Source organism: Rhizobium sp. L51/94 (assembly GCF_019355555.1).
GTDB lineage: Bacteria > Pseudomonadota > Alphaproteobacteria > Rhizobiales > Rhizobiaceae > Rhizobium > Rhizobium rhododendri.
The window spans coordinates 1814924-1828893 of sequence record NZ_CP072141.1 but is presented as its reverse complement, the minus strand read 5'-3'; the positions used below and the strand labels follow the sequence as shown (position 1 = coordinate 1828893).

15 protein-coding genes and 1 tRNA gene are annotated in these 13970 nt (G+C 61.4%); 9 read left to right on the top strand and 7 right to left on the bottom strand.

Annotated features, from left to right (window positions below; genetic code table 11):
- Positions 1-136: 136 nt before the first annotated feature.
- Together J5274_RS08905 and J5274_RS08900 are read right to left on the bottom strand one after the other, a co-directional pair.
- Positions 137-436, bottom strand: a complete 300-nt coding sequence (locus J5274_RS08905; protein WP_142824281.1) for a type II toxin-antitoxin system RelE/ParE family toxin — start codon at positions 434-436, stop codon at positions 137-139.
- Positions 433-708: a YlcI/YnfO family protein gene (locus J5274_RS08900; RefSeq protein ID WP_219274926.1), complete on the bottom strand. Its 276-nt coding sequence runs from the start codon at positions 706-708 to the stop codon at positions 433-435. Before J5274_RS08900 ends, J5274_RS08905 begins: the two co-directional genes overlap by 4 nt.
- A 182-nt stretch (positions 709-890) precedes the next feature.
- Here J5274_RS08900 and J5274_RS08895 point away from each other — a divergent pair, with 182 nt between their 5' ends.
- Positions 891-2258, top strand: a complete 1368-nt coding sequence (locus J5274_RS08895; RefSeq protein WP_142824279.1) for a chloride channel protein — start codon at positions 891-893, stop codon at positions 2256-2258.
- On the opposite strand, the gene J5274_RS08890 is transcribed toward J5274_RS08895, so the two are convergent.
- Positions 2259-2705 (bottom strand): Rrf2 family transcriptional regulator, encoded by a 447-nt coding sequence (locus J5274_RS08890; RefSeq protein ID WP_142824480.1) that lies wholly within the window; start codon positions 2703-2705, stop codon positions 2259-2261.
- 359 nt (positions 2706-3064) lie between these two features.
- On the opposite strand from J5274_RS08890, the gene J5274_RS08885 reads away from it, so the two are divergent.
- The 3 genes from J5274_RS08885 to cysN all read left to right on the top strand — a co-directional run bounded on the left by J5274_RS08885 (position 3065) and on the right by cysN (position 6340).
- Positions 3065-3796: a phosphoadenylyl-sulfate reductase gene (locus tag J5274_RS08885; protein ID WP_142824278.1), complete on the top strand. Its 732-nt coding sequence runs from the start codon at positions 3065-3067 to the stop codon at positions 3794-3796.
- Between the two features lie 104 nt (positions 3797-3900).
- Positions 3901-4854 carry a sulfate adenylyltransferase subunit CysD gene (gene cysD / locus J5274_RS08880; RefSeq protein WP_219274925.1) on the top strand — a complete coding sequence of 318 codons (954 nt, stop codon included), beginning with the start codon at positions 3901-3903 and terminating at the stop codon, positions 4852-4854.
- Position 4855: 1 nt separating this feature from the next.
- Positions 4856-6340 (top strand): sulfate adenylyltransferase subunit CysN, encoded by a 1485-nt coding sequence (gene cysN / locus J5274_RS08875; RefSeq protein WP_142824479.1) that lies wholly within the window; start codon positions 4856-4858, stop codon positions 6338-6340.
- Between the two features lie 46 nt (positions 6341-6386).
- On the opposite strand, the gene J5274_RS08870 is transcribed toward cysN, so the two are convergent.
- Positions 6387-7412 carry a LacI family DNA-binding transcriptional regulator gene (locus J5274_RS08870; RefSeq protein ID WP_142824478.1) on the bottom strand — a complete coding sequence of 342 codons (1026 nt, stop codon included), beginning with the start codon at positions 7410-7412 and terminating at the stop codon, positions 6387-6389.
- Between the two features lie 304 nt (positions 7413-7716).
- Here J5274_RS08870 and J5274_RS08865 point away from each other — a divergent pair, with 304 nt between their 5' ends.
- The 5 genes from J5274_RS08865 to J5274_RS08845 all read left to right on the top strand — a co-directional run bounded on the left by J5274_RS08865 (position 7717) and on the right by J5274_RS08845 (position 12217).
- Positions 7717-8067, top strand: a complete 351-nt coding sequence (locus J5274_RS08865; RefSeq protein WP_142824276.1) for a hypothetical protein — start codon at positions 7717-7719, stop codon at positions 8065-8067.
- A gap of 212 nt (positions 8068-8279) precedes the next feature.
- A complete protein-coding gene (locus J5274_RS08860; protein ID WP_219274924.1) occupies positions 8280-9764 on the top strand; it encodes an esterase-like activity of phytase family protein in 1485 nt (494 codons plus the stop codon).
- 165 nt (positions 9765-9929) lie between these two features.
- Positions 9930-10006 (top strand) — tRNA-Pro (locus J5274_RS08855).
- A 432-nt stretch (positions 10007-10438) separates the two neighbouring features.
- Positions 10439-11446, top strand: a complete 1008-nt coding sequence (locus J5274_RS08850) for an Atu2307/SP_0267 family LLM class monooxygenase (protein WP_142824274.1) — start codon at positions 10439-10441, stop codon at positions 11444-11446.
- A 249-nt stretch (positions 11447-11695) separates the two neighbouring features.
- Complete coding sequence (locus J5274_RS08845) at positions 11696-12217, top strand: isoprenylcysteine carboxylmethyltransferase family protein (RefSeq protein ID WP_142824273.1); 522 nt, start codon at positions 11696-11698, stop codon at positions 12215-12217.
- Between the two features lie 147 nt (positions 12218-12364).
- On the opposite strand, the gene J5274_RS08840 is transcribed toward J5274_RS08845, so the two are convergent.
- From J5274_RS08840 to J5274_RS08830, 3 genes are all read right to left on the bottom strand, one after another.
- A complete protein-coding gene (locus J5274_RS08840; RefSeq protein ID WP_202617133.1) occupies positions 12365-12853 on the bottom strand; it encodes a cupin domain-containing protein in 489 nt (162 codons plus the stop codon).
- 155 nt (positions 12854-13008) lie between these two features.
- The gene (locus tag J5274_RS08835) at positions 13009-13176 is read right to left on the bottom strand and encodes a hypothetical protein (protein WP_153816479.1); all 168 of its coding nucleotides are present in this window, start codon (positions 13174-13176) and stop codon (positions 13009-13011) included.
- 188 nt (positions 13177-13364) lie between these two features.
- Complete coding sequence (locus tag J5274_RS08830; protein WP_142824271.1) at positions 13365-13940, bottom strand: NADPH-dependent FMN reductase; 576 nt, start codon at positions 13938-13940, stop codon at positions 13365-13367.
- Positions 13941-13970 lie beyond the last annotated feature (30 nt).

The following is a 13970-nucleotide window of genomic DNA, read 5'->3' as shown; positions in this document are numbered from 1 at the left end:
AAAGATTGAAGCCCCTTCGGTGCGCGGTCGTTGGCCTCAAGGCTCAGAAACCAGACTTTTAGAAAGCGGTCGCTGTGGCCGCTCCATGAGACAGGGGGCTGGATCGTCAAAGCAACATGGGTATCGATCGGCGGGCTCAGTGGTAGTCTTCTTCCCGCTGGTGGCGGATGGCCGCGACGGTGACTGTCTGGCTGTCTTCTATCTTGAACAGAAGCACATATCCGGCCGCGCCGAAAGGTACGACAAGCTCCCTTAAAAGAGAATCGCCGCCGGACGCTCGACGGCAGCTGAAAGGAAACGTTTCCAGCATGACCATGGCCTTTTCAATCGCCGCATAGGCCCGCACGGCAGCTTGTTCATCGCGCTCCAGCAGATAGGCGTATAGACGTTTGATATCTTCCCGGGCCTTTGCCGTCGTCCTGACCGCATAGGTCACGAGGAATGCTTTTCCGAAGACCTGGCATCGAGCATTCCCTTCAATTCGTCGAGAACCTCCTTCGAACTGAAATAAATTCCTGTTTTCTTTGCATCTTCAAGCGATGCCAGGCCGCGTGCGATAAACTCCGCCTGCGTGCGTCGGAAATCTATCTGTGCCCGGATAGAAGCCTCGACAAACGCCGACAGCGTCTCGCCGTCCTTCAAGACGCTCTCAGCCGCTGCGCGTAGTTCGGGATCGACGCGCAGTGACGGAAGGGATGCCGTTTTCATGAGCCGCTCCATGCGTTGCAATTGCGATGCATTGTAGAACGCAACAGGCGCTTGTCAAATAACGCGCGCTGACCCCGACCGATTCCAACTTGCAAGACGCGCCAGCGGGGTCGATAAGGGGTCTTCGCCCAGAGGCTCAATTTGCCCGAACTCAGCCAGTTTTCCAGCAGTCCAGAGCTCCCATGCCCTCCTCTTCCTATCGAAAATCGAAGTTCCTGCGCCGCTCCCGGGCTGTGTGGGGGTCGCACGGGACGTGGCGGACGCGGCTGGTGTTCTGGGCGGGGGCTGTGGCCATCGGGCTGATCAGCGTCGGCTTTGCCAAGGCGGCAGACATGGCGCAGCGGCTTTTCGGTGCGGTGACGACCTCGGGCGACTGGGGATTTCTGCTGCCTCTCGTCATCACCCCGGTCGGGTTCGTGCTGTCGGCGTGGCTTGCCATCACGCTGTTTCCGAATTCCCAGGGAAGCGGTATTCCGCAGGCGATCGCAGCGCGGCACCTGCATCAGGAGGATGACCGGGTGCGGCTGCTGTCGCTGCGGGTGGCGGCGGGGAAAATCCTGCTGACGATTCTCGGCCTGCTGTCGGGCGCCTCGATCGGTCGCGAGGGACCGACTGTCCAGGTCGGCGCCGCCATCATGCTGGCAGCGGCGCGGTTCGGCGGTATGGTACAGGCACGCGGGCTGATCCTTGCGGGCTCGGCAGCCGGGATCGCAGCAGCCTTCAACACGCCGCTGGCCGGCATCGTCTTTGCCATCGAGGAAATGAGCCGCACCTACGAGGCCCGTGCCAACGGGCTGGTGCTGACGGCGGTGATCCTCGCCGGCCTGGCGGCTCTCGGGCTCTCCGGCAGCTATAATTATTTCGGCACGGCGGTGACGTCGCCAACCTTCCTTGCCGATTGGGGCCTTGTGCTGGTCTGCGGTATCGGCGGCGGCGCGCTCGGTGCCGGCTTCAGCGGCCTTGCCCTGCATTTTGGCCTGCGCATCCGCCGCTGGGCACAGCCGCAACCTCTCCTGCGCATGCTCATCATGGCCGGCGGCTGCGGGCTGGCGGTGGCTGTCATCGGCGTCATCTCCAAGGGCAATACGTTTGGTACCGGATACGAGCAGGCGCGCGGCGCGGTAGAGGGGAACTCGCTGCCGTTGCTGTTCTTCGTGGAAAAACTCCTGGCAAGCTTTTTGTCGATGATTTCAGGCATTCCGGGCGGGATATTTGCCCCGTCGCTCGCCGTCGGCGCGGGTTTCGGCAGCACCGTCGGGCACCTCATGGGCACCAGCATCGCCCTTGCCGCCATCCTCGGCATGGCCGGCTATTTTGCCGGTGTCGTGCAGGCGCCGATGACGGCTTTCGTCATTATCCTGGAAATGACCGGCGATCACCAGGCGGTCATCCCGATCATGGCGGTGTCGATGCTGGGCTATGTGACGTCACGGATGTTGTCGCCGGAGCCGCTTTATCACGGGCTTTCGCGTGTCTACATCGCCGCCGCCATCCGCGCACGACGGACGCATGACAAGGATGCCGCGCGGACCGACGCAAGTTCCGCTTGATCAGGCCAGCAGCCTTGTGACCGTGGCGCTTTCCGGGCGGCGGATGGCGTCGGCGATGGTGGTGTTGAACAGGACCTTGCGCATGGCATCCGCGACCTTGGCGAAGACATGGTGGATTTCGCAGCCCTGCTCGCCGTCGCAATCGCTGCAGCGGCGATAGGCGGTCAGCGACAGGCAGGGGAGCGGCGCAATGGGGCCGTCGATGATGCGCAGGATTTCCCCGAAGGTGATCTCTTCGGCAGGTTTCAGCAACAGATAGCCGCCTTGCTTGCCGCGCCGGCTTTCGACGATGTCACGGTGCTTCAGTTCCAGCAGGATCTGCTCGAGGAATTTCTTCGGGATCTTCTGCTGTGCGGCGATCTCGGAGATCAGCATCGGCTCGCCTTGATCGGCACGCGCCAGGATGGCCAGCGCCCTCAATGCATATTTTGCCTTCTGCGTGATCATCTGCAATGCCATTCATCCACGGCGCAGTGGCGCCTTTTCCCTGGTGAACACCCCTTTTGGCGCATGTTGCCTGAACCGGAATTGAACGCGTGCGGCCGAAACGGCTACAAAATTGAAGATTGCAGCAGAAATCAGTTTGACATCCGGCGATTAACTCTACTAGATTGGTAGATATAAGCGCTGTTCTTGCTGACAGCGCCAGCCCGAGAGGCGCCGGTTGCGGAAAAAGCGGTTGCTTTTGCGCTGCGTTGGCCGTTGTGAGAGATATTTGCTCACACCAAGTCGTTTATGAAATCCCATTCCTGTCTTTTTCGGTCATCGTCTGCGATGCTGCGCGCACTTTCAGACAAGGTTTTCCGATGACTGCCATCAATTCCATCGAAGATACGGAAACATTGAACGCCGCGCTGGCAGGTCTCGACCTCGCCGGCCGATTGTCGCTGGCGGCAAGCCTCGGCCGCGCGGTCTTCACCACCAGCCTCGGCATCGAGGATCAGGTGATCACTGCCGAGATCGGCACGCACCGTTTTCCAATCGACGTCTCGACGCTGCAGACGGGCCGGCTGTTTGCAGAAACGCTGGCGCTCATCGACGAGACGGAAAGCCGCTACGACATTTCGATCCAACGCTTCGAGCCAGAGCAGGCCGACATCGACGCCTTTGCGGCGCGCTACGGGATCAATGGTTTCTATGAGAGCGTCGAGGCACGGCATGCCTGCTGCGGCGTGCGCAAGGTGCTGCCGCTTGCCCGCGCGCTCGCCGGCGCGACGATCTGGGTCACTGGCCTTCGACGCGGCCAGTCGGCCAACCGGTCGGATACGCCGTTTGCCGAGTACGATGCTGAACGGCACTTGCTGAAAATCAACCCGCTGGCCGATTGGGATATCGATCGCATCCGCGCCTATGTCGCCGACAATGCCGTGCCGATCAATCCGCTGCATGCGCGCGGTTATCCGTCGATCGGCTGCGAGCCCTGTACCCGCGCCATCAAGCCCGGCGAACCGGAACGCGCCGGCCGCTGGTGGTGGGAAAACGACGAAACGCGCGAATGCGGCCTGCATGTTGCCGAGGATCCTGTCGTTTCCGCTTGAACCTTCCCCCGCGTCTCTGCAAATTCCAATCTCGACTTGCGAGACGCAATTCCCTTTTATGCCGGCCCAACCTGCGGCCGGAGACGACAGAGTTGGAGTAGACAATGGCCGACAGCCGTCCGGATACGGAACTGCACAATCCGCAGAGCGTAAAGCCGCCGCTAGATCCGCACCTGAAAGCGCTGGAAAACGAATCCATCCATATCTTCCGGGAAGTTGCGGCGGAATTCGAACGGCCGGTCATGCTCTATTCGGTCGGCAAGGATTCGTCGGTGCTCCTGCATCTGGCGCGCAAGGCCTTCTATCCCGGCCGCGTCCCCTTCCCTCTGCTGCACGTCAACACCGGCTGGAAGTTTTCCGAGATGATCGCCTTTCGCGACAACATCGCGAAGACCTACGATCTCGACCTGATCGAGCATATCAATCCGCGCGGTGCCGCCGAGGGGATTACCCCCTTCACCCATGGCTCGTCCGCCTTTACCGACATCATGAAGACACAAGGGCTGCGCCAGGCGCTCGACGCCGGCAAGTTCGATGCGGCCTTTGGCGGCGCGCGGCGTGACGAAGAGGCAAGCCGCGCCAAGGAGCGGATCTATTCATTCCGCACCCCCGACCATCGCTGGGATCCGCGCAACCAGCGGCCGGAACTCTGGAACATCTATAACGGCATGATCCGCCAGGGCGAAAGCGTGCGCGCCTTTCCGCTGTCGAACTGGACCGAGGTCGACATCTGGCGGTACATCCAGGCCGAGGACATTCCGCTGGTGCCGCTCTATTACGCCAAGAAGCGCCCCTTCGTGGAGCGCGACGGAATGATGATCCTCGCCGAAGATCCGCGGCTGGAGCTTTTGCCCGGCGAAGTCCGCCAGGAAGGCATGATCCGTTTCCGCACGCTTGGCGACTTCCCGCTGACCGGCGCCATCCGGTCGGAGGCGACCACCCTTGACGAGGTGATCGGCGAACTCGAAATTGCAACGGTTTCCGAACGGCAGGGACGCGCGATCGATCGCGACCAGTCCGGCTCCATGGAAAAGAAGAAGCGTGAAGGATATTTCTGAGATGACTGTCGCCAGTGCCGCAAACGTCGTCCATCTCGCCCCGGCCGAGCCTTTGAAAGCCGTGCGCGACACCCGCCCGCTGCGTCTCATCACCTGCGGCAGCGTCGACGATGGCAAGTCCACGCTGATCGGCCGCCTGCTCTGGGACACCAAGGCCATCAAGGAAGACCAGGCCGCAACGCTGCGCCGGGATTCCACCGGCAAGCAGAACGACCTCGGGCTGCCCGATTTCGCGCTTTTGCTGGACGGATTGCAGGCCGAGCGCGAACAGGGCATCACCATCGATGTCGCCTATCGCTACTTTGCGACGGACAACCGCTCCTTCATCGTCGCCGACACGCCCGGCCATGAACAGTATACCCGTAACATGGCGACGGGGGCCTCGACGGCCGATCTCGCCATCCTGCTGATCGATGCCCGCGTCGGCATTCTCGAGCAGACGCGCCGCCACGCAACCATCGCGTCGCTGCTCGGGATCAAGCAGTTCGTGCTGGCGATCAACAAGATCGACCTCACCAACTACGATCGTGCCGGCTTCGACAAGATCGCCCATGATTTCAAGGAATTTGCCGCGACGCTCGGCGTCAGGCAGATCACCACAATCCCGATGTCGGCGCTTAAGGGCGAAAACGTCGTATATTCCGGCGCGGCATCCATGCCTTGGTACACCGGCCCGACGCTGGTCGAGGCGCTGGAACTGGCAACCGTTCGCTCGTCACAGGCGGTCGGCTTCCGGATGTCGGTGCAGCGCGTGTCGCGGCCCGGCGAAAGCTTTCGCGGCTATCAGGGCACCGTTGCCGGCGGCTCGGTGAAGCCCGGCGACAGCGTGATGATCTTGCCATCTGGCATGGTCGCAAACGTCGCCAAGATCGTCACCTTCGACCTGGTGCGCAACGCGGCGGTGGCGGGAGATGCAATCACGCTGGTTCTAGACCGGCAGGTGGACGTGTCGCGCGGCGACATGATCGTTGCCATCGACCACCAGCCGCAGGTCGGCCTTTCCTTCGATGCGCAAATCGTCGCGCTGCAGCCGGAAGGCATTCACTCCGGCAAGCGCTACTGGCTTAAGAGCGGCAGTCGACGCCAGCGGGTGCAGGTGCTTCCCGTCAGCCAGCTGGAACTGGTCAGCGGCGCATGGAACCCGGCCAAGGCGCTGCCGATGAACGCCATCGGCAAGGTCCAGCTGATCTTCGACGAGCTGGCGATCTTCGATCCCTACGAACTGAGCCGCTCGACCGGTGCGTTCATACTGATCGATGCCGACACCAACAACACGGTGGCCGGCGGCATGATCTCGGGCAAGCGCGCCGACCTCGGTGCCTACGACCCGGATCAGACGCGCGTGCTCCTGTCATTGCCGGCAGACCTTGCCGAACAGATCATGGCAAGCGACCTGTTCGCCAGCCGTCGCGACGAGGCGAAGGTCCGCCGGATGACCTCCGCGGAAGCAGCCGACCTCTGGTCGGACGCGGCAAGCGACATCTGATAGAACCGACAATTCAGGGGGAGCGATACCCCCTGACCTTTCCCCCTTACCGGGTCGTTCCACGCACGATCAACTTGAAGCCCAGCTTGCGCCGGCCGGCGATTTGCCCGCCGCCAATCGCCTGGACCAGCATATCGGCGGCCTCAAAACCGAGTTCGAAGCGCGGGATATCGACGGTCGTGATGGCCGGATGGGAGGAGGCTGCGAATTCGAGATTGTTGATGCCGCAGATGCCGAGATCGCCGGGCACGCTGATGCCGCGACGCTGGCATTCGAACAGCACGCCGAGCGCCAGATCGTCGTTCTGGCAGAGCACCGCATCGACATCGGGCGCCCGCGCCAGAAGCTCTGAGAATAACCGGCAACCGAGGGCCACGCTGGTCGGTTCATCCTCCATGAGCATCAGGTCGGGATAATGGATGCCTGCTGCCTGCAGCACGTTTTCGTAACCCTGCCGTCGCCGGTTCGACCGGACATCGAGGTAGCCGCCGAGCAAGCCGATGCGTCGATAACCGGCGGATACAAGATGACGCGTGGCTGCCTCGCCGACGGCCTCGTGGTCGATGGCCGCAGCCATGGGCTCTTCGGGCTTCTGGCTGTGATCGAGAATGTAGGATACCGGGCAGGTCGCCGAAATAACGGTCGGGGCAATCCGCTCGCAGCATTCGGTGCCGACGAGAAGGATGCCGGCCGGGTTCTGCGTCAGGAGGTTACGGATCTGACCCGTCTCCTCGCCGCCGCTATACACCGTATTGGCATATTGCGTGTGCAGGCCGGTGTTGCGCACGCGGGCTTCGATGCCACTCATGACATCGGAGAGGATCTGGCTGTTGATTGCCGGGGCAAGAACCGCGATGATGCCGCTATGGCGGCCGGCGAGTGCCCGTGCGGCCAGATCGGGCACATAGCCCATGTCATCGATGACCCGGAGGATGTTTTCGCGCAATTCTGCGGAGACCTTGTCGGGTGCACGCAACACACGGGACACGGTGATAGCGCTCACGCCTACCTTCTGGGCGACGTCCCTGAGCCTGACGCGGGTCCGCTTGTTCCGCCTGATGCCTGGCTCCATTCCAACGCTGTCCTGCAACTATGCTCCTGACCTTGTGATCCCGACAGTGCGGCCGGAGCTTGCACTCATATCCATCTCATGTATTTCTTTACGAAGCCGGATGCGGCTGGATCACCCTTGGCGGGGAAGATCGGAAGCATGGCGGAATTCAGCCCGCGGAATTGCCCAAGATCCTATATTTGTTTCGACATTTATATCGCGCGTACACAATTTGTGTGCCCCGAAAGTGCGGATATAGCGGTGCCTACGCTAGTCTTGCCTTAAGTCGCTGATATATCCTCATCCTATGGACACCAATCGCGTTTTGAAATTCAGCGTCTGGATTTATATCGCAGCCCTCGTCGCGCTGACGCTGGCGCACGTGAATTGGCAGGCCGAGATTGGTAATCCTTTCAACATCTACCACATCGTCGCGCTGTGCATCGCAGGCTGCCTGGCACGACTGGCCTACCCGGACTCACCGTCTTTTGCCTTCCTCATGATGATTGCCACCGTTAGTGCGCTCGGTCTCGCCCATGTGCTGACCATCGGCAATGACGGGCGCCCGTTCGACATCATCGTCAATATGGCGAGCGGCATGTGGGGCGTCGCCCTCGGCGCGGTCATCGACAGGACGCGCCTCCCCTCGGTCTTTCGCCGCAACGCCACGGACTGAGTGACGGATAGTGGCGACCGCGCCATCGTGCTTGCAGCACGATCCGCCTGGGTTGTGATATCGACATTCCAAAACCTGTCATCCAGCTATCATGTTGCCGCCATAAACCCTCCCCCAGACGGTGACGGGGTTTTGTCGAACTCTTGAAAAAGACAGCTCCATCTCCGAAGCCGCAGCCGATGCGGTGCCGATCATTGATGGAGGATATTGCTATGAAGACCTCGATATTGAAGACGATCCTGCTTTCGACAGTCCTCCTGACGGGCTTTGCGGTAGCCCCGGGCCGTGCCGACGATACCGCGCCGGCCGCCAGCCAGACCCTCGTCAACAAGGGTCTCGTCGGCATCGGCCGCATTCCCGCCAGCCAGCGGGATTCGTTTGGCGAGACATTCGGCTCCGGCTCGGGCATGGCGATAGATCCCGGCACCTGGACGCGCACCGCCGAGGGCTACAAGGGCAAGCTCTGGCTGCTGCCGGACCGGGGATACAATGTCAGCGGCACGACGGACTACCGGCCCCGCCTCAATACCATCGACATCCAGATGACGCCGACGGCGCCGGGTGCCGCACCTTCCTCGGGCAAGGAGCAATCCGGCGTGGCGGCCACGCTCGCCAGCACCATGCTTCTGAAGGACGACAAGGGCGCCGACATGACCGGACTTGATCCGTCAGCCGGCGTGCGGCCGGCGAGCGCGACGTTGCCGATGCTGCCGCAGGCGTCCAACGGCAAGATCTCCCTCGACAACGAGGCAATCGTCCGCCTTGCCGACGGCTCGATGCTGATCAGCGACGAATACGGCCCGAACATCTATCATTTCTCGGCAGACGGCCGGCTCGTCTCGGCAACGCAGCCGCCGGCAGCGCTGATCCCGATGCGTGACGGCAAGCCGAATTTCGCCTCGAACAATCCCGGCCCGGGCGAAAAGGCACCGGAACCCAAGGATCCGCAGACCGGACGGCAGAACAACCAGGGCCTCGAAGGCATGGCGATGACGCCGGATGGCAAGACTGTCATCGCCGTGCTGCAATCAGCCACGCGCCAGGATGGCGGCGACAGCAGCAGCACGCGCCAGAACACGCGCGCCCTCTTCTATGACGCGAGCGATGTCGACCATCTGAAACTGGTGCACGAATATGTCGTGCCGCTGCCCTTCTTCACCGATGCCAAGGGCAAGACTATGGTGGCCGCCCAGAGCGAGATCGTCGCGCTGTCGCCGACCACATTCCTGATGCTCGCCCGCGACAGCAACAACGGCTATGGCGTCAAGGGCGACAAGTCGCTGCACCGCGCCATCGATCTCGTGGATGTCTCCGCCGCCACCGATATTGCCGGCACCGCCTTCGACGCCGACAAGCCGGTGGCACCGAAAGGCGTCCTCGATCCCTCCGTTACGCCGGCCAAGCGCACGCCGTTCATCGACCTCAACGACGAGGCGCAGCTTGCCCGCTTCGGCCTCCACAACGGCGCACCGAACGACCGCAACAACCTGTCCGAAAAATGGGAAGCGATGTCGCTGGCAAGCGTCCTCGACCCGAAACTCCCGGACGATTATTTCCTGTTTGTTGCCAACGACAACGACTTCCTGACACAGGACGGCTACCAGGTCGGAGCCGCCTACAAGGGCGAAGGCGGCGCCGATGTCGACACGATGTTCCAGGTCTTCCAGGTCACCCTGCCGGGATTTGCAAAGAAGTAGCCACCTGCCGGGGTGGGCCCATATCGCGCCCACCCTGCCCCTTTGACAAAGCTCTGTCGTGCCTGTCGCCAACCGCCAAATCGGCCTGACCATCCAAAAAACAGCGCCCCGAAGATTCGGCCTTGTCTAACCAAAACGGCTGGTTTAAGTAAGCGCCACTGGTCACGGAGTGTAGCGCAGTCTGGTAGCGCACCACGTTCGGGACGTGGGGGTCGAGTGTTCGAATCACTCCACTCCGACCAGTTTGATTTTAAATGCTTTTTCCCGAATTTTTCTAAGTGTTTTGGCCCTTAGATGCTGGGTCCGACAGAAGTTCCGACAGTCATTATTTTTGCAGTCGGTGTACTAGACCCTTTCGGCAAATTGGATTCCTAAATCACGCTGGGCATTGTTCAAGGCTGCTTTCCGGGAGGCGGTTTTCGCACGCGGCGACCTTGCCCGCAGAGCGTGGGAGGAAGTCGCGGCCCGCGCGCGATAATCGACAATACCTAAACGGCATGCTGCATGTTCGAGGTCGGATCCCCTTGACGCGACATGCATGAACGCTTCCGGGGAAATAGCCCGTGTCCGATGTGTTGGACGGTGCATCCCGGCGGTCGCCCTTCCGATGGCGGATGTCATCGCCTAAGATCGCTTCTCCAATCCATCGACGTTGCGCATGAAGGGACTACATCTTGGAAATCGGAATTGACAGTTTTGCCGCGACCGTCCCTGGCGTCGGCGATATGGACCGTATGGGGTTCCTGCTCGACGAGATCGTGATGGCCGATACGGCAGGACTGGACGTGTTCGGCATTGGCGAGCACCACCGCGGCGACTATCTCGACAGTGCACCTGCCGTGATCCTTGCCGCAGCCGCTGCCCGGACGAAATCCATCCGCCTGACGAGCGCGGTGACGGTGCTCGGCGCCGCCGACCCTGTCCGCGTCTTCCAGGAGTTTGCGACACTGGACCTGATTTCCCGGGGACGGGCAGAAATCGTCGTGGGCCGGGGATCCTCGATCGAGGCCTATCCGCTGTTCGGTCTTGACCTCAGGGATTACGACGCACTGTCGGAAGAAAAGCTGGAGCTGCTGCTTGCCCTGCGCGACGAGACGAATGTGACGTGGTCCGGCCGTTTCCGTGCTCCGCTTGACGGCCAGGGTGTCTACCCACGACCTGCGCAGAAAAAGATGCCGATATGGCTTGGAGTGGGTGGCACGCCGCAATCCTTCGTTCGAGCCGGCCTGCTGGGCCTTCCGCTGATGGTTGCAATCATCGGCGGCGAGTTCAGGCGGTTTCGACCGCTGGTCGACCTTTACCGGGAGGCCGGAGCGCGCGCCGGGCACACCGCCGAAACACTGCGCGTCGGTATTCATGCCCTTGGCTTCGTGGGAGAATCCCAGCGCGAGGCGGAGGATCGGTTCTTCCCCGGATGGCAGGCGATGTTCACCAAGATCGGCCTCGAGCGGGGCTGGCCACCGTCGACCCGCGCCCAGTTCGACAACCTGGTTCGTCCCGGTGGATCGTTCCTCGTCGGTGATCCCGATGCGGTGGCGACCAAGATCCGGCAGACATCCGAGGAACTGGGTGGCATCGACCGCCTGACGTTCCAGATGAGTTCTGCAGCGAGCGACCAGCCGGCGATGCTGCGGTCGATCGAACTGCTCGGTCGCGAGGTCAAACCGCGCCTGTCCACTTGAACGACAGGTGTCCCGTCACCCGACACATTGACGACCCGGCGCGCGATCAAGCCGCGGCAATACGCAGCCGTGGGCTTGAAGGTTTATAACGTCATCCTGCCCCCCACCAACATTCGGCTCACACTGCGTATCATTGCCGGGCGACCGTGCCTTCTCATGCAGACGGCTTGAGGCAGGCCTTCGGGCAGCGACCACCGGTTTCGCCGGTGTTGCGTTCATCGGCAAGACGCTCAATTGAAAGGATTTCATATGCCCCTGGGTCTCATCATTTTCTGCATGGTTGCGGTTGCCTTCCGTGTCGCCATGCTCGTCGTATCGCTTCGCCACGAGGCGGCGTTGAAGCGAGAGGGTGCCGTGGAGATCGGTGCGCGCAATACGGCTATCCTGGCGCTCGCGCACATCGCCTTCTATATCAGCGCCATGACCGAAGGTGCCTTCCAGGCGCACCCCATTGACGCCGCCTTCTGGATTGGCGTCATTCTGTATACGATCGGGGTCGTAGCGCTGGTGGTCGTGGTCCGGCTGCTCGGCTCCCTCTGGACGGTGAAGCTCCTGATTGCCCGTGAGCACGTTTTGGTCACCCATGCGCTGTTCCGGTGGGTGCGACATCCGAATTACTTCCTGAATATCCTGCCGGAGTTGATCGGCTTCGCTCTGCTCATGAACGCTCCCCTCACCCTGGCTGCCGGCCTGCCGTTTTACGCCATCCCGCTGATCATCCGCATCGTCCAGGAGGAAGCGGCAATGAGATCGCGGTTTTCGGCGTATTGAGGTCGGGGGACGGGCGCGCCGACCATGTGCTTCAGAGCGTGAGCTCAAAAGCGGACATCAAAACCCATGCCGGGTGGATTGGTGAGGTGCCTGTCAAAACCCGAAAGCTTGCCAGGCACGAATGCCCGGCAAGCTCTCGGAGCGACTTCAGGAAGGAAGGCCCGCCGGCGGTTCCAGAACTGTAATCCCGTACTGGGCCGCCAATTCGAGAAGCGCTCCCATCCCTTCAGGCGAAGGTGGCGGCAATATCGGCACCACTCCGTTGTGAACCGGAATGCCCGCTCGTGCGACAAAGGAATCGAAGCCACCCGGCGTCGTCACGAGGAGACCTCGGGCGGGAACCGTACCCGTATTTCGCAACCTGTGCGGCACGCCGCGCGGGGCGAAATACGACTGGCCCGCTTCCAGCCGGAAGCCGACCTCCCCGACCGTCACGTCCAGCGCGCCTTCCAGGAGTGTCATGCTCTCGTCGTCGTCGCGATGAACGTGGAGCCCGCCGTCGCCCTTGGGCGGCATCGTCCCCTCGATCATTGTAAACTGTCCACCCGTGTCCTCGCTTGTGAGGAGCACGCGCATGACGACGCCAAGGAACAGGTAGGCATCGGGTTTTTCGCGATGCACGTATGTCGGTTTCATATTCATATCCTCGGTGATTATGGGGCAATTCCGGCCCCGGGTTCGGTTTTGAAAGGCCGCTGTTTATTCCGCTGGAGCTTGGTTATTCTCCAAGAACTCGACGAGCCGCGCGTTTCGCAACAGGCATCGGTGCCCCTTGAGAAAGACGTCGAGGCTCAGACCCCCTGGACTGATGAGCGCGCCATAGAGAAATCCGCCGCAAGCACTTTGCCGCAGGCCTTCTCCAGAACAGACCGGGTTCCGCGACCCGGCTGCTTCCAGCCAGTGCTGTAGATCTTGCCGCTGTAGGGATCGACGGGCTTTAGAATGCACCGTTGGGTCATGTGCCTGATCATCCATTTCAAAGCTTATGGCCCGATCTCTCAATTTGGATCGGTCGCTCTCAGTTAAAGAAATCTGACGGAATGATTAGCCTGCCTATCCAAGACGGTATGTCCGAGGAAATGAACGATCAAAGCCCTCGTTCCGATGACCGCGGCAAGACAGACATCTTAAAGTATCATTAAGGTGATTAAATGCTGGTCTTTGTACCTTCAGAGAAGTGCGCGAATGCGGCAATCTGCTTTGACAGGTGCTGGCGCGTCTCTTCATCGGTGAGCTCGGGCGGCTCTCCATCGACGTTGCCGGGGACATGCCCGATCATCACCTCCGGCTTGTTGAGTACGGCTGCATCCAGATACACAAGGATTTGTCGGAGATGGTACTGGGCGCGGACGCCGCCCAGCATGCCGCGTGACGCCGTCTGGATCGCCACTGGCTTGCCCGCAAACGGCTGGTTCGGGAGACGCGAAAGCCAGTCCAGAGCGTTCTTGAGAGCGCCGGGGACGGAGTAGTTGTACTCCGGCGTGACGATGATGACGCCATCGGCCAGACGGATCGTGTCGCCCATGGCCATCACATCGGCCGGGAACCCCGTCTTCTCCAAATCCTCGTCATAGAGCGGAAACGAACCGATCGAACCAAGCGCTGCGATCGTCACACCGTCGGGAGACAAGGACGGCAGGGCCCGCGCGATGGCGGCATTGTAGGAGCCATGACGCAGGCTTCCGAGAAGGGTCACGAAGTGCAGCGACTTGGACTGGGACATGAAGGCTCCGACTGAGATTGCTGACAAATG

Excerpts from the sequence above, each read along its gene's own strand:
- J5274_RS08900 (WP_219274926.1), bottom strand. The coding sequence starts at position 708 with ATGAAAACGGCATCCCTTCCGTCACTGCGCGTCGATCCCGAACTACGC.
- J5274_RS08895 (WP_142824279.1), top strand. The coding sequence starts at position 891 with ATGCCCTCCTCTTCCTATCGAAAATCGAAGTTCCTGCGCCGCTCCCGG.
- J5274_RS08890 (WP_142824480.1), bottom strand. The coding sequence starts at position 2,705 with ATGATCACGCAGAAGGCAAAATATGCATTGAGGGCGCTGGCCATCCTG.
- J5274_RS08885 (WP_142824278.1), top strand. The coding sequence starts at position 3,065 with ATGACTGCCATCAATTCCATCGAAGATACGGAAACATTGAACGCCGCG.
- cysD (WP_219274925.1), top strand. The coding sequence starts at position 3,901 with ATGGCCGACAGCCGTCCGGATACGGAACTGCACAATCCGCAGAGCGTA.
- cysN (WP_142824479.1), top strand. The coding sequence starts at position 4,856 with ATGACTGTCGCCAGTGCCGCAAACGTCGTCCATCTCGCCCCGGCCGAG.
- J5274_RS08870 (WP_142824478.1), bottom strand. The coding sequence starts at position 7,412 with ATGGAGCCAGGCATCAGGCGGAACAAGCGGACCCGCGTCAGGCTCAGG.
- J5274_RS08860 (WP_219274924.1), top strand. The coding sequence starts at position 8,280 with ATGAAGACCTCGATATTGAAGACGATCCTGCTTTCGACAGTCCTCCTG.
- J5274_RS08845 (WP_142824273.1), top strand. The coding sequence starts at position 11,696 with ATGCCCCTGGGTCTCATCATTTTCTGCATGGTTGCGGTTGCCTTCCGT.
- J5274_RS08840 (WP_202617133.1), bottom strand. The coding sequence starts at position 12,853 with ATGAAACCGACATACGTGCATCGCGAAAAACCCGATGCCTACCTGTTC.
- J5274_RS08835 (WP_153816479.1), bottom strand. The coding sequence starts at position 13,176 with ATGACCCAACGGTGCATTCTAAAGCCCGTCGATCCCTACAGCGGCAAG.
- J5274_RS08830 (WP_142824271.1), bottom strand. The coding sequence starts at position 13,940 with ATGTCCCAGTCCAAGTCGCTGCACTTCGTGACCCTTCTCGGAAGCCTG.